Source organism: Arthrobacter sp. zg-Y895 (assembly GCF_020731025.1).
Classification (GTDB): domain Bacteria; phylum Actinomycetota; class Actinomycetes; order Actinomycetales; family Micrococcaceae; genus Arthrobacter_B.
The window spans coordinates 154,303-177,690 of sequence record NZ_JAJFZY010000008.1 but is presented as its reverse complement, the minus strand read 5'-3'; the positions used below and the strand labels follow the sequence as shown (position 1 = coordinate 177,690).

Here is a 23,388-nt window from a genome sequence, read left to right as displayed (position 1 = left end):
ACGCTTCTCCTCTGATCGATAAAAAAGTCCGGCTGCTTGCCACCCGTCCAGGACCCCGGGGAACCCGGGCCGAACAGGGAGACCAGCTAAGCTTCCCGAACGCACTGCCACAATTCTAGCGACCGAATCCGTTTCCGGGGCCGGAAACGCTTCCGCGCTCCGGGCCGGGGACGGATCCCGACGGATATAACACCGTTGACCTGCCCGGATGCGTGCAGCCTCACCCCTTGCGGATCGGTGCTGTACCAAGGGTGTGCGCTATATTCAGTAACCATGAGTTCTTTCTCCATCCTGGTCGGAAAACTGGTCCGCAGTGCCTCCAAACTGCGTGGCGGCGGCTCCGCCCTGCCGGGCCTGGTAGTGGAGAAGATCGATCCCGATTTCATTCGCCGTACCCTCGCAGACCTGCCGCTCGGCGTCGCCGTCGTGTCCGGAACCAACGGCAAGACCACCACTACCAAGATGGTGGTGGAGCTGCTGGAGAGCCAGGGGCTAAAGGTCTTCACCAACCGCACGGGCAGCAACTTCACCCGCGGCGTCGCAGCGGCGCTGCTGGGCGAAGTGAACCTGCGCGGGCACCTGGATGCGGACATCGCCGTCCTGGAACTGGACGAAGCCCACGCCGTGCACTTCGTGAAACTGATCCAGCCGCGCTACAGCCTGCTGCTGAATGTCCTGCGTGACCAGCTGGACCGGTTCGGCGAGATCGACAAGACCACCCGCCTGCTGGAATCCATTGCCCGCGCGACCACCGAGACGGTGGTGCTGAACCGCGAGGATCCCCGCGTGGCGGGCATTGCCGATTCCCTGAACGGCCAGCGTGCCGTGTACTTCGGTCTCGACGCGTCGCTGCGCAGCACCTTCCCCAACGACGACGAGATGCGCGGCAGCCTTGCCGAGGCGCTGGCCGCAACCCAGGAGGCCGACGTCGTCCTTGAACGCGTGAGTGAGACGGACGCGGATTTCCTGATCGACGGACAGGTCCGCACCTCGGGGCTGAAGCTGCGCGGCGTTTACAACATCTTCAATGCCGCCGCTGCCCTCGCCTTTGCGCGGACAATCAAGGGCAAGGACCTCGACTCCGACGCCTTGTTCGAGGCGCTTGCCAATGTGGAGCCTGCATTCGGGCGCGGCGAGTCCCTGACCGTCAACGGCCAGCCGCTGGAGCTGGTCCTGGTGAAGAATCCCAGCGGCTTCCGCCTGGGCCTGAAGTCCTTTGCCGCACACGGCTACTCAACAATGATCGCCATCAATGACAACTACGCCGACGGCCGGGACATGTCCTGGCTGTGGGACGTGGACTTCGAATCCCTGGCCGAGGGCGGAGTCGACGTCGTCAGCGGTGTGCGCGCCTACGACATGGCGCTGCGGCTGAAGTACGACGACGTACCGGTGCGCACCATCGAAGCGGACATCACGGATGGATTGAAGCGTTTCATCAAGGACTCCCCCGGGGTTCCCATGCGGATCTTCTGCACGTACACGGCCATGCTGGCCGTACGCCGGGAACTCTCCAAGATCACGAAGGTAGAGGTGGTCTCATGACCGAGGACCGCACAATCAAGATCCTGCAGCTGTACCCGCGGGAAATGAACATTTACGGCGACTGGGGCAACGTGCTGGTGCTCAAGCAGCGCCTGAAGTGGTACGGCTACACGCCTGTTGTCGAGGAGTACAACGCCGGGGACGAGTTCCCTGCCGATGTTGACATCATTGTCGGCGGCGGCGGCCAGGACAGCGGACAGGTGGTGATCCAGCAGGATCTCCAGCAGTTGGCACCTACCCTTCAGGGACTTGCCGAGGACGGCCTGCCGATGCTGGTGATCTGCGGTTTGTACCAGTTGTTCGGACGGTTCTTCAAGACGCATGAGGGTGCGCTCATTCCGGGAATCGGCATCCTGGACATGGAGACCCACGGCGGTGACGTGCGGTTGATCGGCAACGTTCTTTCCGTCAGCGAAGAGTTCGGCGAGATCCACGGCTATGAGAACCACAGCGGCCAGACCTTCCTCGGTCCGGGCGTGAAGCCGCTGGCGGAGATCCGCAAGGGTGAAGGCAACAACACCAAGGACAGCACCGAGGGTGCGCGGTACAAGAACGTGGTAGCCAGTTACCTGCACGGTTCCCTTCTTCCCAAGAATCCGGCAATTGCGGACTTCCTGATCGAGAAGGCAGCCACGCGGAAGTTCGGCAGCTTCTCCCCTGTTCCCCGTTCGGAACAGGACCTGGCCGAGCTGTCGAAGCTTTCGGAAATGGCACGCCAGCACGCCGGGCAGCGGCCGCGCTAGCCTCTCTTGCCTTGGCGGGCGTTGGGCGGCCTTCCGGTCCCGTCATGCAGGGAGACGTGCTGCGTCGTACCAGCGCAGAACCCGCAGTGCCCTGAGAGTGTTCCACCGGCTCGGCGTCCCATCGGGTTCTTCGAATCGAAAGTGGACAGCACCGGGGTGACTGTTCTCCAGCAGCCAACGTCCATCTGGCTGACGCCTGGCACGAACTTGTTCGATCGCCTCAACCAGCCGCGGATCGGCAGGGCCGCCGCGCAGAGCGAAATAGCTCGTTGCCTTGAGCAGGTCATAGTGCCAGCGGGGAGGGTAGGAGAACTGAAGCCATTGTGGGTTCACCACCTCGCCGGTGCGCAATGAGCGGAACAGGGTACGTCGAAGCAGATACTCCTCGCCGTCATGGCGAGCCCGGCGGACCTCATCGGATCCACCGGTGTGTCGTTCCCACCTGAGTAAGGCGTCAACCACGTCAAGAGTGCTGGCGAAAGAGCCCGGCGTCGAAGGCGTCTCTGCCCAGCAGTTCCAGCCACCGTCAGGCAGCTGGTCGGCCACGAGCCGCTGCACCACCGGGTCGACGTCGATGCCCAGGAAGGTGCCGATCAGGATAGTGCCGGCGTTGATGCAGCAGTCGACTTCGCCGGCGAAGAACGGCAACCCGTTGTACTCCCACCGGCAGTTGTGGACGACCAACTGTGCGGTCTCCCGCATCACCGCACTGTCCGGCGGTACACCCAAGTGGCACAGGTCGAGCAGCACCGGGTAGGTAGCGGTCCATGGTTGCTCCGGTTCCTTTCCCGGCTGTTCTCCGGGCTGCTCATCTGGCTGCTCATCTGACTGCTCGCCTGGCGCTTCGGCCGGTTCCGCGTCGGGTTCCGCGTCGGGTGACGGGAACGGAGGCGGTGGCTCGCCGGCAGCCAGGGCCTGTGCGGTACTCTCGGCGAACGCCGCGGTGTCCGGGAAGCATGCCCCGTTTGCCCACTGTCCGTCAGGTGCCCGCAGCGCGAGCAGTCCAGCGCCCCATCCTTCGTGCTCCACCCGTGCCCGCTCAGCTGCCACCTCATCCTGCGGGGCGTCGAGGATGTCGCGTAACACCTGCCAGCGGATCGCTGGATCGCCTTGCAGCAGCCACTGCACGACCGGGTCGTCCTTGGCTGGCGGCGGCGTCCGGGGGACGTAGGCATCGTATTTCCTCTGCGGAGTTTCCACCGGGACATCGTATGCGGGCATGGTGATTGTGGGTAGAAGTGGTTGTGCCGGTCAGAACCCGGTGAAGGTTGAGCCCTTGTTTATCGTTGCCTGTTCGTTCGCTTCGCTGTGACGAATGACCAGGGAGATTGTGATGAGTACGGCGGAGAGCAACACGAAGGTAACCAGTAACAGCAAATAGATCAGCGATACCGCCACGGCAACAGGTACTGTCTCCCAGACCGCGGAAAGCCTCATAGAGTTAAGACTGTCTGCTATACCGAAGTTCCTGTTGATAAACGGACCCAGGACGAGGAGGACGACCGCTGCAATACCGAACCTTGTGCCGAACCTCATCGTGGGCCGCGCCAGTGTTGCACCAGACATCTCACTCCTAGGGTTCGGTGGGCGGGTTCGTCCTGCATCTGCTGTCTGAGTATGCACACCGTCTACGGCAGCATCAACACTGGGTTCGGATCGGAACCACCCGCCAGCCAGGCGTCCCGGTCAAGGATCGGCTACGGGACATCCATAATCGACGGTGCAAACATGGCGCTGCGCAACCTGCCAACTAGCGCTGCGACTCAGGTGCCCGGCAGCGGCGGCGCCGTGGATTGATAGGTGTATCCGGTCGGCGTGGTGATTTCGACCGCGTGCCGGCCGGGACTTCCAACACTCCTTGCCTGCCAGCCGGGTGCTTCCTTGGCTTGGTTGCAGGCTTCGCACAGGCCCTGCAGGTTTTCGGCCTTTGTACTCCCGCCGATGCGGTGCGGACGGATATGGTCGCGGTGCCGGATTGGGGCGTTGCACCACGGTGTCCGGCAGGTTTGGTCCCTCACGGAGATGAACCTCGCCAATAATCCAGGGACAAACCGCGCCTTGGAGTCCAGGCCAATGAGTTCACCTGAGGTCGGGGCCGTGTAGAGGCGCCGGAGCCAGAGGTCCGGCGACGCAGATGCTCGGCGACGGCTGGTCGGTTCTTCGTGTCCGGCTTTGTGTGACCGGTCCTTTCCGGTCTTTTCACCGCCGGGGCTGACGCTGTCGGCGGTATCCTCTCCGCCGCTGCAGCTTCCGGCATGGGCCTCACCGCCCTTGCGGCTTCCGCCCAATCCGCGACCAGCAATGCCGCTCGCGGCCAGACCACCACCAGCCTTGCCGTTCGCCGCTTTCCGCACCGCGTCGCGTGCCCACATGGCCGGCACCACGCCGTATCCGCTGAGGTAGGCCGGTTCGTTCGAACCCGCCAGCAGCGTACGGTCGGTCATAACAAGCTGGACCTCCAGCGGCACCCGGTCAGCGTGGGTAAGACCGGTGATTCTTTCAACCAGCGTGTCAGCCATGATCTGGCCCCGGCCGCGTTCATCGCCACGTGCCCGGAGGGAATCTGCTTCGCGGCTGAGGGCGGCAAAGACCGCGACCCCCTGGGCCACCGGCAATAGGCCTGTCAGGTAGGTCATGGTGTCCGGGGCAGGCCGGCAGGAAACATAGCGGTCCGACTGGGCCTTGGCTGCACGCCGGACCAGCGCCTCTTGGTCGATCCGGTACGTTAGTTTCCGAATCCTGCCAATCAGACGCCCGTCTCCGAGCCCCTCGAGTCCGGCAACGTCTCCGGCTACCTCACGGTCCACCAAGCGACGGTCGGATACCGACAGGCATGCCGTCTCACGGACCAGAAGCGTGGCCCGCCATTCGTTGAGTCTGCCCTCGGACAGCGCCCGGAGTGTGCATGGCATTTCAAGTGCAAGCGCTTTGGAAAAGCCAAGAATCCGCCCGCCGCGTGCCGGCGATTCGCGCCGGGCGAGGGCAATTTGAGCAGCAATGCCTCTCCCCTGCTGCTCTTCGGGAATGCCGGAGCGTGCATGTGCTGCACGGACGGAGGCATCGAAGGCGGCGGCGACACGAACCTGGGCTGCTGCAGCAGCGGCCTTGAGTTCTTCCAGGACGCGCAGCCGGCTTATGAGACCCGCGTCTGTATCGGAGGCGATCTCTTCCAGAGCGCGCCCGGAAGACAGCTCGGCGATCCACGCGGCGACCGGCGAGGATGGCGGTTCGTTGCCGCAATGCGCCTCCGCGACGGTTGCCGGACCAGGGCGCTCACGGCTGGACAGCGCCGGCTCGGCCGCCGGACCAGGGCGCTCACGGCTGGACAGCGCCGGCTCGGCTGCCGGACCGTTGTTGCCACTGCGGTGCCCAGCGGCTGTACCGAAGCGGAGCTCAGCGCCCTCAACGGATGCTGGATAGTCCCGATTTGATTCGAACATGTGTTCGATGCTATGGACTCAAAACCAAGCCTGCAATAGGAGTTTTCGTCCTTGTGGAAAACTACCCACACCTCTGGGTACCCCGGCTCTGACTTGGGAAAACAGTTGAAAGAGAGGGTCCGGATGCCGCGGCCTGCCAGTCCCGGGTGCTCGTTGGAGGCGTGCCTTCGTTGGCCCGGAGGCGAGGCTGGATCCGCTGCAGTCTGGCGGCTGGGCGTCCCGACGTCGGTCCACCCCAGGTCCGCCGGTCGCCTCCGCCAGCCAGCCCCAGGTCCAGGTCCGGCACGCGTGCTACCGTTCAGGCGCGCACCCAGACCGAACCCATCCTGCTCCCCAAGTGAAAAACCACCGACTGAAACGAGCCGCATGACTCCATCGGAGCCCGGGAACTACTACGCCGTCCCTGAACTTGCTGCCGCCTATGACGCCGATACGGAAGCCCGCCAGGACCTGCCGTTCTATTTGGCACTGGCTGCCGAGCTGGGAGCCCGCCGCGTTGCGGACATCGGATCAGGAACAGGCCTGCTGTGCAGCCTGCTGGCAGGGCAGGGATATGAGGTCACGGGAGTCGAACCTGAAGAAACCATGCTTTCGCTCGCAGCCACCCAGCCGCATGCCGACGCCGTCACCTGGATCCGGGGAACCGCGGACCACCTGCCGGCAGCCTGGGCCGATTTGGTGCTGATGACCGGGCATGTAGCGCAGTACTTCCTTGATGACGCCTCATGGGTGCAGGTCCTCACCCATGCCGGACGGGCGCTGAGGCCCGGAGGCCGGCTGGCGTTTGAAGTGCGCAACCCCGCCGTCGAAGCCTGGCGCCAATGGGAGGGCACGCACAGCACCAACCGGGGAACAGTCACCCAGACCGTCCGGCGGCAAAAGGACCTGGTCACGCACACCGATACCTGGACCGACGATTCCGGAACGCGGACGACAATCGAGACCCTCCGCTTCCCTTCCTGGGACACGGTTACCGCGGGTTTGGAAGCGGCAGGACTTACGGTCGGTCAGTGCTGGGGTCACTGGGATCGAAGCCCGGTGCGGCAGGATTCACCGGAGTGGATCTTTCTCACCGAAGCGGTCTGACCCGCCCGTACGCGGCCCGCCACCCCCGCACACCCCACGCTTACCCTCCCCCGCCGTCCTGCGTCATCAGCCATTCATGCGCCCCGGCGTCGGCCGCCCCCAGAGATTCGACCACCGGAACAGTCCGTGCGCGCACCGCTTCCCGCTGGGCCGGCGGCGCGCACTCCCCCTGCGGCAGGTCCCCCGCAACGGAACACCACCGGTACGGATCCCGGACAATCACCGACGGCGCCCAGGCGAGGTCGCTGACCGTCCAGGCCCCGGCGTCGTCGCGGGCGAACTGCGCCCGGACTATCAGGCCCTCGTTATTGACGTCGTACGAAGGCGAAAGCTCCGTCACGGCATTGCCGAGCCCGTAGACAATCCACGTGCCGTTGTAATTCTCGATAGGCAGTACCGAATGCGTGTGGTGGCCGTAAATGAAGTCGAACTCGCCGCTGTCCGCCAGCGCATGGGCGGTTTCCACCTGCTGCGCATTGGGCACCGACGCGTATTCCTCACCTGCGTGGATGGCAGCGACGACGACGTCGGCCCCTTCCGCACGGGCCGTTCGGGCCTTGTCGATCATCGCGGGGGCGTCGATCAGATCCACCTGCCACGGATACTCGGCAACCAACCCGTTCAACCCGTAAGTGGCTTCGATGACGGCCAGGTCGCCCGCCGGAGCGGACAGGAGCATGGGCGCGCCGGCGCCGGTCTCGGCGGCGTACGATCCGGTGTGCGCCAACCCCAGGGAATCCAGTACGCCTAGCGTGCGGTTCAAGCCGGCCGTACCGGCGTCGATGGTGTGGTTGCTGGCGGTGGTGCAGCCGGAATAGCCGACGGCGGCCGCTGCCGTGAGGATCTGCGGCGGCACGTTGAACATGGGATAACCCGTATACGGCCCGTCCGGTTCGGCCACCGGAGTCTCCATGTGGCACACGGCCAGGTCCGATCCGGAAATGTAGGTCCGTTGCCCGGCCAGCAGCGGCTCGAAGTCCAGCGGTCCCTTACCCGAGGCACCCGCATCCGCCGAGGCCTGCTCCCACAGCTGCGGATGGACCAGCAGGTCCCCGGCAAGCATCAGGGAAAAGCAGTTCTCCGTGGGACAGGCCGGACCCTTGCCGGGGTTGCCGGGCTCGGCGGACGGTAACGACGGCGGCGCCGACCGGGCAGGCGACGCTGGGGAGGATGACGCTGCCGGGGATGACGACGCCGACGACGGCCCGCCGGCGCCCTCGCCGCCCTCCGGCCCGTCTCCACCGGCCGCCATGCAGCCGCCAAGCAACAGGGCCAGCACCACCGCGAGCCCCGGCACGCGGAACAGCCCCGCAGGACGAATACCCGGATTGCGTTTCATGAACTTCCCCACGCATCTCCCCAGGCCCGCAGGCTGCGGCAGCGGGGAATCGGACCGATCCTACTGCAGTGCCAGGTTGGAGCGGGATGCCCCGCTGTGCCAGTCTTGGGCTTTATGGACAACCCTTTCCTTTACCCGAGTAGCCTGCCGTACCAGCTGCCCCCGTTCGAGCAGATCAACGAAGACGTTTTCCTGCCCGCCTTTGACTCCGGAATTTCCGGGCATGCCGCCGAGATTGAGCGCATTGCCGCGAACCCGCAGGCTCCGGACTTCGAAAACACGATCGAGGCCCTGGAATTATCGGGCCAGGAGCTGGGCCGCACCGCCGTCGTCTTCTTCACCCTCTGTGCCGCGCACGCCACCGACGGCGTGCAGCGGATCCAGCAGCAGATCGGCCCGCGGCTCGCCGCGCATGAGGACACGATTTACCTCAACCGGCAGCTCTTTGCCCGCGTCGAAGCCGTCGCTGCGAACCTTGCCGGCCTGGATGATGAGCAGGCACGCCTCGTGTCCGAGTACCGCCGCCGCTTCATCCGCGCCGGTGCGCAGCTCGATGACGCCGGGCAGGCCCGCATGCGGGAGCTGAACGCCCGGCTTTCGGAACTGGGCACCGACTTTTCCCAGCGCCTGCTGAAGGACACCAACGATTCGGCCCTGGTGGTGGACGACGCCGCCGAACTGGACGGCCTGTCCGACGACGACATAGCCGCAGCGGCGACCGCAGCGGCGGAAGCGGGACACGACGGCAAGTACCTCCTGTCCCTCGTGCTGCCCACCCCGCAGCCGGCCCTGGCGTCGCTGACCAACCGTGAGAGCCGCCGTCGGCTGCATGATGCCGCCCGTAACCGCGGTTTCCGGAACAATGACGGGAACACGCTTGCCCTCGCCGCCGAAATGGCCGCGCTGCGGGCGGAAAAGGCCGCACTGCTCGGTTTCGCGAACCATGCCGAGTACGGCACGGATGACCAGACCGCACCGTCCCTGGCCGCGATCCACGCCATGCTGGACAAGCTCGCCCCTGCAGCCGTCCGCAACGCCAAGGCGGAAGCCGAAGAGCTGCGCGAAGCGGCCCGGCGGGACGGACACGAACTGGCCGCCTGGGACTGGGCGTACTACTCCGAGCAGGTCCGTCGGGAGAAGTTCGACGTCGACTCCTCCGCCCTGCGGCCGTACTTCGAACTGGAGCGCGTCCTCACGGACGGCGTCTTCTATGCTGCCAACCGGCTCTACGGACTGACCTTCACCGAACGGGCGGACCTCGCGGGCTATCACCCGGACGTCCGGGTCTGGGAGGTCAAGGACGACGACGGCACCGGGCTGGGCCTGTTCCTGGGCGACTATTACACCCGGGACACCAAGAACGGCGGCGCCTGGATGAACTCACTGGTCCACCAGTCCCGGCTGCTGGATGCCCCGCCCGTGGTCATCAACAACCTGAACATTTCCAAGCCCGCTGCCGGTGAACCGACGCTGCTGACCTTCGGCGAGGTGGTCACGGCATTCCACGAATTCGGCCATGCGCTGCACGGGTTGTTCTCTGATGTCACGTATCCCCAGTTCTCCGGCACCGCCGTACCGCGGGACTTCGTTGAATACCCGTCACAGGTCAACGAAATGTGGATGCTGTGGCCGGAGGTGGTCGGCAACTTCGCGAAGCACTACGTCACCGGGGAGCCGCTGCCGCAGGAGGAAATCGACAAGGTGAATGCGGCGGCCGTCTGGGGCGAGGGGTTCTCCACCACCGAGTACCTGGGGGCCGCCCTGCTGGATCTGGCCTGGCACGAACTCGCACCGGGCGAAACGGTGCAGGATCCGGAAGCATTCGAGGCCGCTGCCCTGGCGGCGGCCGGCGTCGACCTGGACCTGGTTCCGCCGCGTTACCGCACCGGCTACTTCAAACACATCTTTGCCGGCGGCTACGCGGCCTCGTACTACGCGTACATCTGGAGCGAAGTGCTCGACGCCGACACAGTCGAGTGGTTCCGGGAGAACGGCGGCCTGACACGGGAGAACGGGGACCGTTTCCGGACGGAGCTGCTGTCCCGCGGCAACAGCATCGACCCGCTGCAGGCGTTCCGGAACTTCCGCGGACGCGATGCGCAGATCCAGCCGCTGTTGGACCGGCGCGGCCTGGCCTAAGCCCGACGAGGCCGCAGCGGCAACCGCAGCCGATAAACAGAAGGCGGGAACCGGATCACCGGTTCCCGCCTTCTATTGCGCCAACTACGCCTGCCTAGGCAGGGTTGGCCATCCGCGCCTGCTTCCGCACGGTGTGCATCCGCTGGCCGATGGTCACGCAGCTGGCCAGGGTCAGCAGGATCAGGACCACCAGCAGCAGGACCTCGGGGACGCCCAGGCCCACCAGCCCGGTAGCGACCAGCAGGGAGACCAGCCGCTCCGCCCGCTCGGCAATGCCGACGTTGGCGGAGAAGCCCAGCGACTCGGCCTTGGCGCGGATGTAGGACACCAGCATGCCGACCACCAGGCAGAGGATGGCCGCGATGCCGATCGCGTCGTTGCCGCCGCCGGTGAAGAACCAGATGGCGACGCCGGCAAACAGGGCGCCGTCGGCGAAGCGGTCGAGGGTGGAATCCAGGAACCCGCCCCAGCTGCCCTTGCGCTGCTGCTGCCGGGCCATGATCCCGTCCACCACGTCGGAGAAGATGAAAACGGTAATGAAGATGGTGCCCCAGAACAGCTCACCCAGCGGATAAAAGACCAGTCCGCCGACCATCACACCGAGCGTGCCGGCGATGGTGACCATGTCCGGGGTTACGCCGCGGCGGAGCAGCCAGGTGGCCAGCGGGCTGAAAACGGCAGTGAAGAATCCCCGTGCGTATTTGTTGAGCACGTGTCAGTCCTCGCTGTCCGGGCCGGAGCCCTCTTCGGGCCAGGCATCGGCCACTTGCCGGCGCACGTCGCCCAGGGTCTGGGTGATGGCCTTGGTCTGCGCGATGATCGGCAGGAAGTTTCCATCACCGCCCCACCGCGGAACGATGTGCTGGTGCAGGTGGGCGGCAATCCCGGCCCCGCCGGTTTCGCCCTGGTTCATGCCCAGGTTGAAACCGGTGGGGCTGGACACCTTCCGCAGCACGCGCATGGCGGTCTGGGTCAGCGCCGCGATTTCCGCCGTCTCCTCCGGGTCGATGTCCGTGTAGTCCGGCACATGGCGGTACGGGCAGACCAGCAGGTGGCCGGCGTTGTACGGGAAGAGGTTCAGGATCACGAAGGCGTGCCGGCCGCGGTGGACAATCAGCGATTCCTCGTCCGACCGCTCCGGCGCGGCGCAGAACGGGCAGGTCTCCTTCGAGGAGACCTGCTTCTGCCCGCCCTTGATGTAGGCAAGCCGGTGCGGGGTCCAGAGCCGCTGGAATGCGTCGGGGACGCCGGCGAGTTCGAACGTGTCCGTCACCGCGGCGTCGTCAGGTTGTTCTCCCATAGCGTCCCCGCCGCCCTACTTGTCCCGGTTACGGACGGCTTCGACAATCCGTTTGACGGCTTCTTCAACGGGTACGCCGTTGTCCTGGCTGCCGTCCCGGAAGCGGAAGGAGACGGCGCCTGCCTCGGCGTCGTCGCCGCCGGCGATCAGGACAAACGGGATCTTGTCCTTGGACGCGGTGCGGATCTTCTTCGGGAAGCGGTCGGTTCCGGTGTCCACCTGGGCGCGGATGCCGTGCGCCTTGAGCTTGTCGACGACGTCGAACATGTAGTCGTTGAACGCTTCGGCCACGGGGATGCCGACCACCTGAACCGGTGCCAGCCAGGCCGGGAACGCGCCGGCGTAGTGCTCGGTGAGCACGGCCATGAAGCGTTCCACGGAACCGAACAGGGCGCGGTGGATCATGACCGGGCGCTGGCGGGTGCCGTCTGCGGCCTGGTACTCGAGCTCGAAGCGCTCGGGCAGGTTGAAGTCCAGCTGGATGGTGGACATCTGCCAGGTGCGGCCGATGGCGTCACGGGCCTGGACGGAGATCTTCGGGCCGTAGAAGGCTGCTCCGCCCGGATCCGGGACGAGGTCCAGGCCGGAGGCTTCGGCAACCTCGGCGAGGGTGCGGGTGGCTTCCTCCCAGATGTCGTCGGAGCCGACGAACTTCTCCGGGTCCTTGGTGGAGAGCTCCAGGTAGAAGTCGTCCAGGCCGTAATCCTTGAGCAGGTCCAGCACGAACTTCAGCGTGGTGGTCAGCTCATCCTTCATCTGCTCGCGGGTGCAGTAGATGTGGGCGTCGTCCTGGGTCATGCCCCGCACGCGCGTCAGGCCGTGGATGACGCCGGACTTCTCGTAGCGGTACACGGAACCGAATTCGAACAGGCGCAGCGGCAGCTCGCGGTAGGACCGTCCGCGGGAGCGGAAGATCAGGTTGTGCATGGGGCAGTTCATCGGCTTCAGGTAGTAGTCCTGGCCGGGCTTGGTGACCTCGCCGGTCTCCGGATCGGTGACCTCGTCCACGTGCATGGGAGGGAACATCCCGTCGCGGTACCAGTCCAGGTGGCCGGATACCTCGTACAGGTGGCCCTTGGTGATGTGCGGGGTGTAGACGAACTCGTAGCCGGCCTCGGTGTGGCGCTGGCGGGAGTAATCCTCCATGGCCTTGCGGATGATGCCGCCCTTGGGGTGGAACACCGGCAGGCCCGAACCCAGCTCATCCGGGAAGGAGAACAGATCCAGCTCGGTGCCCAGCTTGCGGTGGTCGCGGCGCTCGGCTTCGGCCAGGCGCTCCTGGTAGGCCTTCAGTGCGTCCTTAGTGGGCCAGGCGGTGCCGTAGATGCGCTGCAGCTGCTGGTTCTTCTGGTTGCCGAGCCAGTAGGCGGCGGCGGAGCGGGTCAGGGCGAAGGCGTTGGAGATCAGCTTGGTGTTGGGCAGGTGCGGGCCGCGGCACAGATCGCACCAGACGACGTCGCCGGACTTGCGGTCCACGTTGTCGTAAATGGTGATCTCGCCGGCGCCGACCTCGATGCTGGCACCTTCGCCGGCTTCCTCGGCGCCGTCCTTCTTGCCCAGCAGTTCGAGCTTGTACGGCTCGTTCTTCATGGCTTCACGGGCTTCGTCTTCGCTGACCACGCGGCGGGCAAATTTCTGGTTCGAGTTGATGATCTTCTGCATCATCTTCTCGAGGGTCTTCAGGTCCTCCGGCGTGAACGGCTCGGCAACGTCGAAGTCGAAGTAGAAACCGTCCTTGATGTACGGACCGATGCCCAGTTTGGCGTCCGGACGCAGCTGCTGCACGGCCTGGGCCATGACGTGCGCGGTGGAGTGGCGCAGGACATTCAGTCCGTCTTCGGAGTCAATGGTGACGGACTCCACGATGTCGCCCTGCTCCAGCGGCGTATCCAGGTCCTTGAGGACGGAGTGCACGCGCATCACGACGACGTCGCGGCGTTCGAAGAAGAGCTGAGCACCAGTGGTGCCAGTATCCACCGTGGTCTCTTCGCCGTCGACGATGAGGGTGAACTTCTCTGGCACTGACACGGTTGTCTCCTAGATTTCGTTGTACGGCGTCTGCTGCACGGCCTGGACACGGCCGCACTTCCGCCCGTACCGATGTTATCCGCTGCGCTTGGACCCCACCAACATGCCGCGCTGACGGCCGGGTTTCGGAAGCGAGTCCGGGTCCGCCAGGTTCCATGCTTCGAGTGCCTGGAGGCTGATGCCCCGCGGGCCGGTGCGGCGGGTCAAGCCGCGGACCAGCAGCAGCTCCGTGCCGAAAAGCAGCGGACCGGATTTCTCCTGCGCCTCGTGGAAGAACGTGCAGTCAATGCATCCGGTGCCGTCGTCGAGGCTGATGAACACCACGCGGCGTCCCCCGCGCATGGGAGGAGTCTGAGTGGCCACCCGGATCCCGGCGACCAGCACCTCGGTCCCGTTGCGCAGGTCCATCAATGCTTCCGCGGGAGTGACGCCGAGTCCGCGCAGCAATGGACCGTAGCTTTCCATCAAGTGCGCGCTGACGTCCACGGACAAAAGATCCAGTTCGGTGCGGACCTTTTCCCGCAGCCCGGGTTCGGGCAGGTGATGGTGCAGGTTCGCCAGCTCGGTATCCCCCAGCGGCAGGGCCAGCTGCCCGGGAATCGGATCATGCTTCCGGGACGCGGACTTGGCCGGTGCGGCGTCCAGGTACTGGATCAGGTCCGCACGGCTGCCCTCGGAGCCGGTCTGCTTGCTGAGCGAATCGAACGCTCCGAGCTGCGCCAGCCGGCGCAGCGTGGGCCGGGAGACCTTCGCACGTGCCCTCAGGTCCGCCAGGGAGTCATAGGGCTGCCCGGCGGCGATGCGCATTAGCTCGACGGCGGACAGCCCGTAGATCCCGGCCAGGGACAGCCGGATGCCCAGCCGGCCGTCGTCGAGCCGCTCCACCCGGTAGGTTTCGCCGCTGCGGTTTATGTCCAGGGGCAGGATGGGGATGCCCATCCGCCGCGCCTCGGCGACGAGCAGCCGGCGCGGGTACATGCCGGGATCATGTTCGAAGATGCCGGCGAGGAACGCCGCCGGGTGGTGTGCCTTCAGCCATGCCGACTGGTAGGTGGGTACGGCGAAGGCAGCGCCGTGGGCCTTGCAGAAGCCGAAGCTGCCGAAGGCCTTGAGCGTGTCCCAGACCTTGTCGATGGTTTCCGGCGTGTAGCCGCGGGCGGCGGACTTGCTGCGGAAGTATTCCTCCACGCCCGGCTCGGCGGATTCGTTGCCCAGCAGGCGGCGCAGTTCGTCCGCCTTCGCCAGCCCGCAGCCGGTGAAGACATTCAGCGTCCGCAGCACCTGTTCGTGGAAGACGGTGACGCCGTGGGTTTCGGCCAGCACCGGGCGCAGCGCCTCGTGCGGGTAGACCTCCGGGGAGAAGCCGTGCCGGTGTTCCAAAAACGGCCGGACCATGTCGGATTTCATCGGCCCGGGCCTGAACAGGGAAATGTCGATGATCAGGTCATTGAACTCCCGCGGCGCCAGCTTGCCCACCAGCTCGCGCTGTCCCGGGGATTCGATCTGGAAGCAGCCCAGGGTGTGCGTGCTGCGGATCAGTTCGTAGGTGGGTTCGTCGTCGAACGGAACGGCGTCGAGGTTGATCCGGCCGTCGTGTTCGACGAACTCCGGGTCCGGCTCCTCCGGCCCGTCCCGATGCTTCCCGGCGGCAATGACCTCTTCACGGGAGGAGTGCACCCGCACCACTTCGCGTACGGCAAAGGCCATGGCGCTCTGCATCCGCACACCCAGCACGTCGAGTTTGAGCATGCCCATGGGGTCCATGTCGTGCTTGTCGAACTGGGACATGGGCAGGCCCAGGCCGCTGGGCTGCACGGGGGTGCGGTCCAGCAGGGAGGTGTCCCCCAGGATCACTCCGCAGGGATGCATGGAAATGTGCCGGGGCAGCCGGTCCAGGCGTTCGGTGAGGTCCACCAGCAGGTCCAGCTGCTGGTTCTTTTCCACCTGGCCGGAGAATTCCCGCAGTTCGGGCTTTTCGGCGAGCGCCTCGCGGAAGTTGCGGGCCGAGAAACGCCATAGCTGCTTAGCCACAGCGCCGATCTCCTCCTCGGGCATGCCCAGGGCCAGTCCGGCGTCGCGCACCGCTCCCCGTGCCCGGTAGCCGTTCTGCATGCTCATCAGCGTGACCCGTTCGGAGCCGAAGCGTTCGAAGATGCGGTGATAGACGTTGTGCCGCTCGGCGCTTTCCACGTCTATGTCGATGTCCGGCAGCGTGGAGCGGTCCCGGGAGAGGAAGCGTTCAAAGATCAGGTCGTGGTCCAGCGGGTTCACGTGGCTGACGCCCAGCAGGAAGTTCACCAGCGAGGAGGCCCCCGACCCCCGGGCAGCGGCGCGTACCCCCATCCCGGTGATCATGGCGGAGACTTCCGCAACCGTGAGGAAGTACGATGCGAAGCCCAGCCGCTCGATGATGCCCAGCTCGTGTTCGAGCCGGTTGCGCAGTTCCACCTCGGCAATCGAGTCCCGGGCGCGCAGCCTACGGGTAATCCCCGCCTCGCAGCGCTGGTGCAGTTCGATCATGGGTTCGGCCTCGATGCCGATCACCGAGGCTTCAGGTACCACGGGCTGCTTCCAGCCCATATCCGCCACGGGGTCTATCCGGCAGCTATCCGCGAGCGCCGCAGTGTCGGCCAGCATCCGTACCGCTCCCGAGGAACCGTAGCCCGCCTCGGAGCTGATCTCGCGGGCAAGCGCAGTCATCTCCCGTACCCCCTTGAGCCAGCCCTGCCCGTTGGGCTGTAAGTCCGGAAGGTGGGAGAGCGACGTCAGCGAGCGCGCGGCGTCGAGCACGTCAGCGGTGGCGGCTCCATCCTCGTCCACGTAGCGCACGGCATTGGTGAGGATGCCGGGCACACGCATCTCGTCGGCCAGCCGGAACATGCGTACGGCGTGGGCAAGGCTGAGGTTCTCCCCCGGGGCGGACAGATGGGTAACCACCTCGACGGCGAGCGCCCGGGCAGGGATCAGCGAGCGCCAGCGGCCGAACAGGGTACGGGCGACGGCGTAGCTTCGGCTGCGCATGGCCTGGCCGACGTCGGACTGCGGGCCGACGAGGACGGTGAGGACAGGTTCATCCTCCCCCTCTGTGCAGACGTACCCGGCCAGTTGTTCCATGGTGACGCCTACCGGTTTGCCGGCGCGTGCCCGGGAGGCTGAGGTGGCGGCGTGCGCGGCGGAGATCAGCCTGCACAGGGCACGGTAGCCTGCTCCCCCGGTATGCCCGTGGGCAAGGATGACTACCCGGCCCGTAACCGCGTTCCCGTCATCGAGCACGGCCAAATCCACGCCCACGATGGGATCGATACCGGCTTCCATGCAGGCCCGCAGGTGCTTGACCGTTCCGTAGAGCCCGTCCCGGTCTGTGCAGGCCAGTGCGTCCGCGCCGTCGGCCGCTGCGGACTGGGCCATTTCCTCCGGCCAGGACACCCCGTAGTGGGCGCTGAACGCGGTGGCGGCGTGCAGGTGGGTAAAGCTCATTGCTTAGGCACTGTCCCTCAGCGCGTCATGAATGCGGATCAGGCGCCAGCGGTCGCTGCGGACATGGTGCGAGAGGTCGAGGGTGCGCAGGTCGGAGCGGTCATTGACCCGGGCCTGGACCCGCCAGATCTCGGTATCCACCAGCCCGGCGCCATGTCCGCGTTCGGCGCGGGTTTCTTCCTCCCACCAGTTACGGCGTTCATACCAGCGCACAGGATCAGCCCCCACCTTGTAGGTGTGCCCGCCCCAGATAAGCCGGAGAGGCTGGCCCGCAGGCGAGCACACCACCTCGATCGCTTCGCTGAAGGTACCCATTCAGCTTCCTCTCCGCCCACGGATGCATGCGCACCGCACACGCACCAACCCACTGGTTATCCATTGGTTTTCAGTTGATTATCAGTTCGCAACTAATTCGAACATATGTTCGAACAGCTCCGCCACCAGTGTACGACCAGCAGGGGACAAACGGCACCACACGGAGATGGACGGGTAGGGAGATCCGCTCAGAAGCAGCAGCGCCCAGGTGTGCCGCTGACGGAGCCGACCCCCGCATGGTGCACACTGTTTCCAGACAGCTGGATTCTGCGCAGGATGCCTTGGTCCAGGCAATACTCATCGGATGGGGCCGGTTATGACAGCAGACAGCAACACACCGCCTAATGGACGGCAGCAACCGGAACCATGGAATCCGTTCGGGCAGGAGCCTGAACTGCAGCATCGGAATCCATATGCGCAGGACGTCCTGCCTGCGGATCAGGGAGCGGTTCCTCCAGAAGCGGCCTCCCGGAAAACACGGTTCAGCGCGGCAGCGATAACGGGAATGGTCCTCGTGTCGATCGTCTGGGCGATCGTCGTCCGCCCCCTCATCGCCTTCGCCGCCTGGGACACCTCCGGCTTCTCCATTTTTGGCTTCTTCGCCTTTTCCGGCCTGCTCACCCTGCTCGGAGGAGTAACGGGATTCATCGCGGCGCTTATCCAGGGAAACAGGAGGCTTGCCGCCCGCCTGTACATCATTCCCTCCCTGATCTGGCAGGGAGCGACCCTGGCTGCACTTTTCGCGCTGGTGTTCTCCCTATCCGGTTATGACGGCACCTAACCGCACCTAACCGCAGGTCCTATCTCCCGCTGTCCATGTCCACCCGGGCCGTGGTGGACAACGGCTGCTGCACAAGAAACAGCGTCAGGACAAAGGCCGCCGCCAGGATCGGCACCCCGAGCAGGAAGATCGGCGGCAGCGCCTCGCCGAACGCGGATTTGATGAAGTCCTGCGCCGGAGCGGGCAGCGCCCTGATGCTGTCCGGGCTGATCGAATTGGCGCCGCCCGACGCCGCATCGCCGGCTCCGGCCGGTGCGGAGGCCAGCTGGTCATTCAGCCGGCGGATGAACAGGGAACCGAACAGGGCAATCCCCAGGGAACCGCCCATCTGCCGGAAGTAGTTGGCGGTGGAAACCCCGGTACCCATGTCCTTGGCCGGGACGCTGTTCTGCACAATCAGCACCACGTTCTGCATCAGCGCCCCGATCCCCAGTCCCAGCACGAACATGCCCAGCGCGGTGAGGGAGTACGGCGTCGTGCTGGAGATGCGCGAGAGCAGCAGCAGGCCGCCGATCATGGTGAGGGACCCGAGAATCGGATAGATCTTGTACTTGCCCGTGCGGGAGATCAGCTGCCCCGTCCCGATCGAGGTGGTGAGCAGCCCTGCGGTCATGGGGAGCATCATCAGCCCGGACATAGTGGGACTGGCTCCGTTGACGATCTGCAGGAAGGTCGGCAGGTAGGCAATGGACCCGAACATGGCCAGCCCCACCGCCAGCCCAACCAGTGTGCAGATCAGGAAGTTGCGGATCCCGAACAGGCGCAGCGGAAGGATCGGTTCGGACGCGCGCAGTTCCACCGGAATGAAGATGGCGACGGCGACGGCGGCCACTGCTCCCAGTGTGAGGATGGTGGGTGAGGTCCAGGCGTAGTTGTTGCCGCCCCAGCTGGTCAGCAGCACCAGGGCGGCGCTGCCGACGGCAAGCAGTGCGGCACCGGCATAGTCCAGCCGGATCCCCTTGCGTTCGGACCGCGGCAGGTGCAGGGCGGTGACGATGACCGCGAGCGCCACCGCACCGATGGGCAGGTTGATGTAGAACACCCACCGCCAGGACCAGTAGTCGGTAAGGTAGCCGCCCAGCAGCGGTCCGCTGACGGAAGCGATACCGAACGCCGCCCCGATCATTCCCATGTACTTGCCGCGCTCGCGGGCGGGCACAATGTCACCGATGATGGCCTGCGCACCGATGATCAGCCCGCCGCCGCCTACGCCCTGGATGGCCCGGTAGGTGATGAGTTCGGCCATGCTGTGCGCCTGCCCGGACAGGGCGGACCCGCCCAGGAAAACCACGATGGCGAAAATGAAGATGTTCTTGCGCCCGAGCAGGTCCCCGAGCTTCCCGTAGATCGGCAGCCCGATTGTGGAGGTCAGCAGGTAGGCGGTGATCACCCAGGACAGGTGGTCCATACCCTGCAGGTCCCCCACGATGGTGGGCAGGGCGGTGGAGACGATGGTCTGGTCCAGGGCCGAGACAAGCACCGCCAGCATCAGCCCGGCGAAAACGACGGCGATCTGGCGCCGCGAATGCCCGCCTCCCGCATCGGCGCTGCCCTGCACGCTGTCCCCGCCCGTTGGCGGGCCGCTCCGGGCCTGCGGCGTGTGCGCCACCAGAGGGACGGCGTTGACCGGCGCTCCCATGGCACCGGCCATCCCGGCTATCGGATGGGTTGCTGCGGTTCCGTGGGGAGTAAACCGGTCGGCCATGCACTCCTCCTTGGAAATTTCCGCCGGATGTGGGAGTCCGGCCGGGACTTCCATTCGACGCCCACCGTCCCGCCAAGTCAACGGTCGGCGGCGGCCACCCATGCCGCCGGTACCGGCAGGCGTCGTGGTGGAGGGCGTTGAAGTTACCTACTCTAAGGAACGGCTCCCTGCCTCGGCGTTGTTCCACGGGTAGGACAGGCGCACACTGGCACTGAAAGCGGACCGGCCATGATGTCGAAGCCGCACGGGATCACCTTCGGGGTACGCCATGAACCGTACAATAAGCGTCATTTTCCGCGCCATACCGCTTCTGATGGGCGCTGTCTGTCTGTCCTATGGCCTCTACATCCTGTCCGGGCGGAACGATGCCGATCACTTTGTCGCCGGACACGTCAACGTCGGGCTGACCGCCATCTGTTATGCACTGTTCACCACGGCGGCCACCATCATTCGGCAGCTCATCAACCGCTATGGGCGCGTATGGGGGATCATCCTGCCGCTCTCCGGCTACGTGGCTGCTGCCGCCGCCGTCATCTGGGGCATCCTTCTGGCCAACCGGGACAACACCGCGGAGAACCTCACGGCGGGCTTCGTTGTGATCGGCATCGGCTTCGTCGCCGCGTGCGTCAGCACCGTCGCGGCCGCGTCCACGAAATTCACTCTCATCCAGTCAGCACAGTTACTCGAGCCACAGGGCGGCCCGCCGGAAGGTGCCCACTCCCGCGCCGTCGGCGCCGGGCTGCTCGCAGTTCCGGTTGGAGCCGCCGTCGTCGGTTTCTCCCTTGCGATCGGCCTGTTGGTGCGCGGGGATACGCCCGGATTCGTTGCCGGCCACGTCCTGATCGGCCTGTCGGCGATCTGCACGGCGCTGATCGCCCTGGTCGCGAGCATCGTGCGCCAGGTGCGCAACGAATTCAGCGACGGCGAGCGTTCCGCTTGGCCCTGGCTCGTCGCTGCCGCGGGCACGATCAACGTGCTGCTCGGACTATTCGTGCTGTTCAGTTCAGACGAACCCTATCGGCTGGCCCCGGGATGCGTGCTGATCGGCCTCGGGCTGATCTGCTTCAGCATCCTGTCGAAGGTGCTGTTGCTCGCCCTCGTCTGGCGTCGCACGTTTGCCCTGGCCAACCGCATCCCGCTGATGCCCATCGGAACAGCGCTCAGCTGCCTGTTCTTCGCCGCGTTCCTCTTTGAAGCCGCAGGCACAGACCCGGCGTTCTTTGTCCCCGCGCACGTGCTGGTTGGACTCGGGGCTGTCTGCTTTACGCTCTTCTCAATCGTGTCGATCCTCGAAGCGGGAACGTCGGAGTAGCAGGGCAGCATTAAGGCGTGGAGGGAACTGCTCCCCGCCAGGTGCGGATGCCGGTGCGGACTGCCTCCGGCAGCCCGGCGTCGTCAAAGAGCCGGTCCAGCGAAAAGCCGTCCGCCGCCGCGCGGAAGGCACCGTCCATGCTGGTTCCCTGCCCGGCGCACAGTCTTTCGCTCTCTGCCTCCGGATTGGGCCGTCCTGTTGCTGCTGCGAAGGCATCCGCGTTGCGGACGGTTTCGAAGTAATCCTCCCGGATCTCCTCCGGCTCCGCGTCCACTGCCGCGAGCAGGACCATTGCGGTCATTCCCGTCCGGTCCCGGCCCGCCATGCAGTGGAAGAGCACCCCGCCGGGCGGGGCATCGGCGAGCGCCTGCAGTACGGCGCCCATCCGGTCCGGCAGCCGGGTGAGGTGCGGCAGGTAGTACAGCGGCGTGCCCATCAGTCCGTTGTTCCAGTACCCCTCCCAGAACTCCGGATTTTCCGCCAGCCCGTCCAGGTCCACGGGAACCGTGGTGAGCCAGTCCGGGCGGGCGGCGGTGTCCCGTGCGCGTTCGGGCGGCTGCCGGAGGTCGACGACGGTACGCACTCCCAGCGCATGCAGGGTGTCCCAGCCGCGGGGGCGGATCAGGTCCACCGTTTCGGAGCGGAAGAAGACCCCGTGCGGCGTGAGCGTGCCGTCGCGCCGTCGTCGGCCGCCCAAGTCGCGGAAGTTCACCAGCCCCTCCACGGGGCGAAGAACCCGCGCGTCGGCTGCAGGGAGGCTGGCCGTATCCGGGGAACTAGGCAAATTCCATTCCTTCCGCCGGACGGGGGCGGGTGAGCCAGTACTGGGTGCCGGCGGCATCCCGGGCCACAATGCCTTCATCCACCAGATAGCGGCGGATGGCAGCGGGGTCTGCGGTGAAGGCCGTCAGCCGGGTGGTGAGTTCCTTCTCCGACAGCACTGGCCGCAGCCCCGGCTCCGGCGGCCGGGCATGTTCAAAGACCTCCCCGGCCAGGAAATGCAGCAGCTCCAGCCGGTCGGAGCGTTTGCGCGGGTAGGCCTCGACCCTGCCGTTGACCAGGAAGCGGCGGGCCGACGTGTCGGTTGGCCGTATCCCGGCGGCCAGCAGATCAGCGAAGACGGACGCCACGGGTTCCACCCCGCGCTCGCCGACGCGGACCAGGCCGGCGTTCTGCAGCACCGCCAACGACTTGGCCTCGGCAGAGGTGAGGTCCTCCGGGTCCAGGCGTGCGCCGTCGTCGGCCGCCAACACGGCGCGGGCGTACAGGTGCAGGCGCCGGCGGTCTGCGAGCGCCGCCGCCACGGGACGCCAGCGGTTCGCCTCCGGCCTAGTTTCCCCCATGGCTCCCTTTCACATCTGTGTCCGGTTCCTGACCGTCCCTGACCGGCGGTGACAGCACCTGGACCGCCGGCGGACGGTGCAACATCCCCATGACCTGCAGTTCGGCGTACAGGTCCGCCACGGCCGGGGCACGCCAGTCCCTCACCGTGATGAGCGTTCCGTCCGGGTAGTTCTGCACGGCGGCAGCAGCAATGGGGAAGGGCAGCCGCCCGTAGGCCGTCCGGGAGAACCAGTTGAGGTATCCGACGGCGGGCTCCCGGAAAGATGCATGTCCCGGCAATCCCAACCGGGTCCGGCGCTCGCTGACCCTGTCATGAACTTCCCAGCTGGTCAGGCTCGCCGTCTCCGGCTCCCAGATGCGGATCAGCTTCCGGAACCAGGCGGAGGCTTCATCGGGGGTGCCGATAGTGAAGTCCGGCGGCAGTTTCAGGGAGATCTCGTTGGGCCTTGGGCCGAGGTTCCGGCCGGCGGTAACGTCCAGGGAGAACAGTGCTTCCTTGGCATCTGTGTCAGCGTAAAGCCGGAACTGTGTCTTGCTGGTGCCGGTGGAGAACGGCGAGTCGGGGGCATCGCGCTCGCGGAAACTTTCAATCGCCCTGCCCAGCGCGGACGGGTCGGCAAAGTCTGCCGCCTCCCTGAACACAAGTGCCCGGCCGTGCCACCGCATCTCCGCAGCGTCAAACCGTCCCCGGAACAAATCCAGCATCGGCAGGATCCGGGCGGCCACCTGCTCCGCAGTTTCCCTCCGGGCACCCCACACCAGCCGGACACGGACAGCCTTATCCTCCGGAAACAGGTCGGCCACAGTGAGTGTCATGCGGCACAACCTACCCGA

19 protein-coding genes are annotated in these 23,388 nt (G+C 65.9%); 6 read left to right on the top strand and 13 right to left on the bottom strand.

Going from position 1 to position 23,388, the window contains the following annotated elements; translation table 11 throughout:
* Positions 1-273 precede the first annotated feature (273 nt).
* A complete protein-coding gene (locus LJ760_RS13860; protein WP_227921277.1) occupies positions 274-1,545 on the top strand; it encodes a Mur ligase family protein in 1,272 nt (423 codons plus the stop codon).
* A complete protein-coding gene (locus LJ760_RS13855) occupies positions 1,542-2,288 on the top strand; it encodes a type 1 glutamine amidotransferase (RefSeq protein ID WP_227921275.1) in 747 nt (248 codons plus the stop codon). Before LJ760_RS13860 ends, LJ760_RS13855 begins: the two co-directional genes overlap by 4 nt.
* Positions 2,289-2,330: 42 nt before the next feature.
* On the opposite strand, the gene LJ760_RS13850 is transcribed toward LJ760_RS13855, so the two are convergent.
* From LJ760_RS13850 to LJ760_RS13840, 3 genes are all read right to left on the bottom strand, one after another.
* Entirely contained in the window at positions 2,331-3,509 is a 1,179-nt protein-coding gene (locus LJ760_RS13850; RefSeq protein WP_227921271.1) for a hypothetical protein, read from the bottom strand.
* A gap of 30 nt (positions 3,510-3,539) precedes the next feature.
* Positions 3,540-3,854, bottom strand: a complete 315-nt coding sequence (locus LJ760_RS13845) for a hypothetical protein (protein WP_227921269.1) — start codon at positions 3,852-3,854, stop codon at positions 3,540-3,542.
* Positions 3,855-4,051: 197 nt separating this feature from the next.
* A complete protein-coding gene (locus LJ760_RS13840) occupies positions 4,052-5,728 on the bottom strand; it encodes an HNH endonuclease (protein ID WP_227921267.1) in 1,677 nt (558 codons plus the stop codon).
* A gap of 366 nt (positions 5,729-6,094) precedes the next feature.
* Between LJ760_RS13840 and LJ760_RS13835 the strand changes: the two genes are divergently transcribed.
* Complete coding sequence (locus LJ760_RS13835; RefSeq protein WP_227921264.1) at positions 6,095-6,814, top strand: class I SAM-dependent methyltransferase; 720 nt, start codon at positions 6,095-6,097, stop codon at positions 6,812-6,814.
* A 40-nt stretch (positions 6,815-6,854) separates the two neighbouring features.
* On the opposite strand, the gene LJ760_RS13830 is transcribed toward LJ760_RS13835, so the two are convergent.
* Positions 6,855-8,153 (bottom strand): CapA family protein, encoded by a 1,299-nt coding sequence (locus tag LJ760_RS13830; RefSeq protein ID WP_227921262.1) that lies wholly within the window; start codon positions 8,151-8,153, stop codon positions 6,855-6,857.
* A 114-nt stretch (positions 8,154-8,267) separates the two neighbouring features.
* Here LJ760_RS13830 and LJ760_RS13825 point away from each other — a divergent pair, with 114 nt between their 5' ends.
* A complete protein-coding gene (locus LJ760_RS13825) occupies positions 8,268-10,292 on the top strand; it encodes a M3 family metallopeptidase (RefSeq protein ID WP_227921259.1) in 2,025 nt (674 codons plus the stop codon).
* A 94-nt stretch (positions 10,293-10,386) separates the two neighbouring features.
* On the opposite strand, the gene pgsA is transcribed toward LJ760_RS13825, so the two are convergent.
* From pgsA to LJ760_RS13800, 5 genes are all read right to left on the bottom strand, one after another.
* Positions 10,387-11,004, bottom strand: coding sequence for a phosphatidylinositol phosphate synthase (pgsA, locus tag LJ760_RS13820; protein ID WP_227921257.1), 618 nt, complete (start codon positions 11,002-11,004; stop codon positions 10,387-10,389).
* Between the two features lie 3 nt (positions 11,005-11,007).
* Complete coding sequence (locus LJ760_RS13815; protein WP_227921255.1) at positions 11,008-11,592, bottom strand: HIT family protein; 585 nt, start codon at positions 11,590-11,592, stop codon at positions 11,008-11,010.
* Between the two features lie 15 nt (positions 11,593-11,607).
* The gene (gene thrS / locus LJ760_RS13810) at positions 11,608-13,620 is read right to left on the bottom strand and encodes a threonine--tRNA ligase (protein ID WP_227921253.1); all 2,013 of its coding nucleotides are present in this window, start codon (positions 13,618-13,620) and stop codon (positions 11,608-11,610) included.
* A 75-nt stretch (positions 13,621-13,695) separates the two neighbouring features.
* On the bottom strand, positions 13,696-17,097 hold the full coding sequence (locus tag LJ760_RS13805) for a DNA polymerase III subunit alpha (protein WP_227921251.1): 3,402 nt from the start codon (positions 17,095-17,097) through the stop codon (positions 13,696-13,698).
* A gap of 3 nt (positions 17,098-17,100) precedes the next feature.
* Entirely contained in the window at positions 17,101-17,412 is a 312-nt protein-coding gene (locus LJ760_RS13800) for a DUF6504 family protein (RefSeq protein WP_227921249.1), read from the bottom strand.
* A gap of 514 nt (positions 17,413-17,926) precedes the next feature.
* Here LJ760_RS13800 and LJ760_RS13795 point away from each other — a divergent pair.
* The gene (locus LJ760_RS13795) at positions 17,927-18,193 is read left to right on the top strand and encodes a hypothetical protein (RefSeq protein WP_227921247.1); all 267 of its coding nucleotides are present in this window, start codon (positions 17,927-17,929) and stop codon (positions 18,191-18,193) included.
* A gap of 19 nt (positions 18,194-18,212) precedes the next feature.
* Here the strand turns inward: LJ760_RS13795 and LJ760_RS13790 are convergent, their stop codons facing one another.
* Positions 18,213-19,898: an MDR family MFS transporter gene (locus tag LJ760_RS13790; RefSeq protein WP_227921244.1), complete on the bottom strand. Its 1,686-nt coding sequence runs from the start codon at positions 19,896-19,898 to the stop codon at positions 18,213-18,215.
* 268 nt (positions 19,899-20,166) lie between these two features.
* Here LJ760_RS13790 and LJ760_RS13785 point away from each other — a divergent pair, with 268 nt between their 5' ends.
* Positions 20,167-21,210, top strand: a complete 1,044-nt coding sequence (locus tag LJ760_RS13785) for a DUF2776 family protein (protein ID WP_227921242.1) — start codon at positions 20,167-20,169, stop codon at positions 21,208-21,210.
* A gap of 10 nt (positions 21,211-21,220) precedes the next feature.
* On the opposite strand, the gene LJ760_RS13780 is transcribed toward LJ760_RS13785, so the two are convergent.
* From LJ760_RS13780 to LJ760_RS13770, 3 genes are read right to left on the bottom strand one after another with little or no spacing between them, the layout of a single operon-like run.
* Entirely contained in the window at positions 21,221-21,994 is a 774-nt protein-coding gene (locus LJ760_RS13780) for a tyrosine-protein phosphatase (protein WP_227921239.1), read from the bottom strand.
* Positions 21,987-22,553 carry a DUF2087 domain-containing protein gene (locus LJ760_RS13775; protein ID WP_227921237.1) on the bottom strand — a complete coding sequence of 189 codons (567 nt, stop codon included), beginning with the start codon at positions 22,551-22,553 and terminating at the stop codon, positions 21,987-21,989. Before LJ760_RS13775 ends, LJ760_RS13780 begins: the two co-directional genes overlap by 8 nt.
* The gene (locus LJ760_RS13770) at positions 22,540-23,370 is read right to left on the bottom strand and encodes a hypothetical protein (protein ID WP_227921235.1); all 831 of its coding nucleotides are present in this window, start codon (positions 23,368-23,370) and stop codon (positions 22,540-22,542) included. Before LJ760_RS13770 ends, LJ760_RS13775 begins: the two co-directional genes overlap by 14 nt.
* Positions 23,371-23,388 lie beyond the last annotated feature (18 nt).

Coding starts and splice junctions, on each gene's coding strand:
- LJ760_RS13860 (WP_227921277.1), top strand. CDS start 274: ATGAGTTCTTTCTCCATCCTGGTCGGAAAACTGGTCCGCAGTGCCTCC.
- LJ760_RS13855 (WP_227921275.1), top strand. CDS start 1,542: ATGACCGAGGACCGCACAATCAAGATCCTGCAGCTGTACCCGCGGGAA.
- LJ760_RS13850 (WP_227921271.1), bottom strand. CDS start 3,509: ATGCCCGCATACGATGTCCCGGTGGAAACTCCGCAGAGGAAATACGAT.
- LJ760_RS13845 (WP_227921269.1), bottom strand. CDS start 3,854: ATGTCTGGTGCAACACTGGCGCGGCCCACGATGAGGTTCGGCACAAGG.
- LJ760_RS13840 (WP_227921267.1), bottom strand. CDS start 5,728: ATGTTCGAATCAAATCGGGACTATCCAGCATCCGTTGAGGGCGCTGAG.
- LJ760_RS13835 (WP_227921264.1), top strand. CDS start 6,095: ATGACTCCATCGGAGCCCGGGAACTACTACGCCGTCCCTGAACTTGCT.
- LJ760_RS13830 (WP_227921262.1), bottom strand. CDS start 8,153: ATGAAACGCAATCCGGGTATTCGTCCTGCGGGGCTGTTCCGCGTGCCG.
- LJ760_RS13825 (WP_227921259.1), top strand. CDS start 8,268: ATGGACAACCCTTTCCTTTACCCGAGTAGCCTGCCGTACCAGCTGCCC.
- LJ760_RS13815 (WP_227921255.1), bottom strand. CDS start 11,592: ATGGGAGAACAACCTGACGACGCCGCGGTGACGGACACGTTCGAACTC.
- LJ760_RS13805 (WP_227921251.1), bottom strand. CDS start 17,097: ATGAGCTTTACCCACCTGCACGCCGCCACCGCGTTCAGCGCCCACTAC.
- LJ760_RS13800 (WP_227921249.1), bottom strand. CDS start 17,412: ATGGGTACCTTCAGCGAAGCGATCGAGGTGGTGTGCTCGCCTGCGGGC.
- LJ760_RS13790 (WP_227921244.1), bottom strand. CDS start 19,898: ATGGCCGACCGGTTTACTCCCCACGGAACCGCAGCAACCCATCCGATA.
- LJ760_RS13785 (WP_227921242.1), top strand. CDS start 20,167: ATGAACCGTACAATAAGCGTCATTTTCCGCGCCATACCGCTTCTGATG.
- LJ760_RS13775 (WP_227921237.1), bottom strand. CDS start 22,553: ATGGGGGAAACTAGGCCGGAGGCGAACCGCTGGCGTCCCGTGGCGGCG.
- LJ760_RS13770 (WP_227921235.1), bottom strand. CDS start 23,370: ATGACACTCACTGTGGCCGACCTGTTTCCGGAGGATAAGGCTGTCCGT.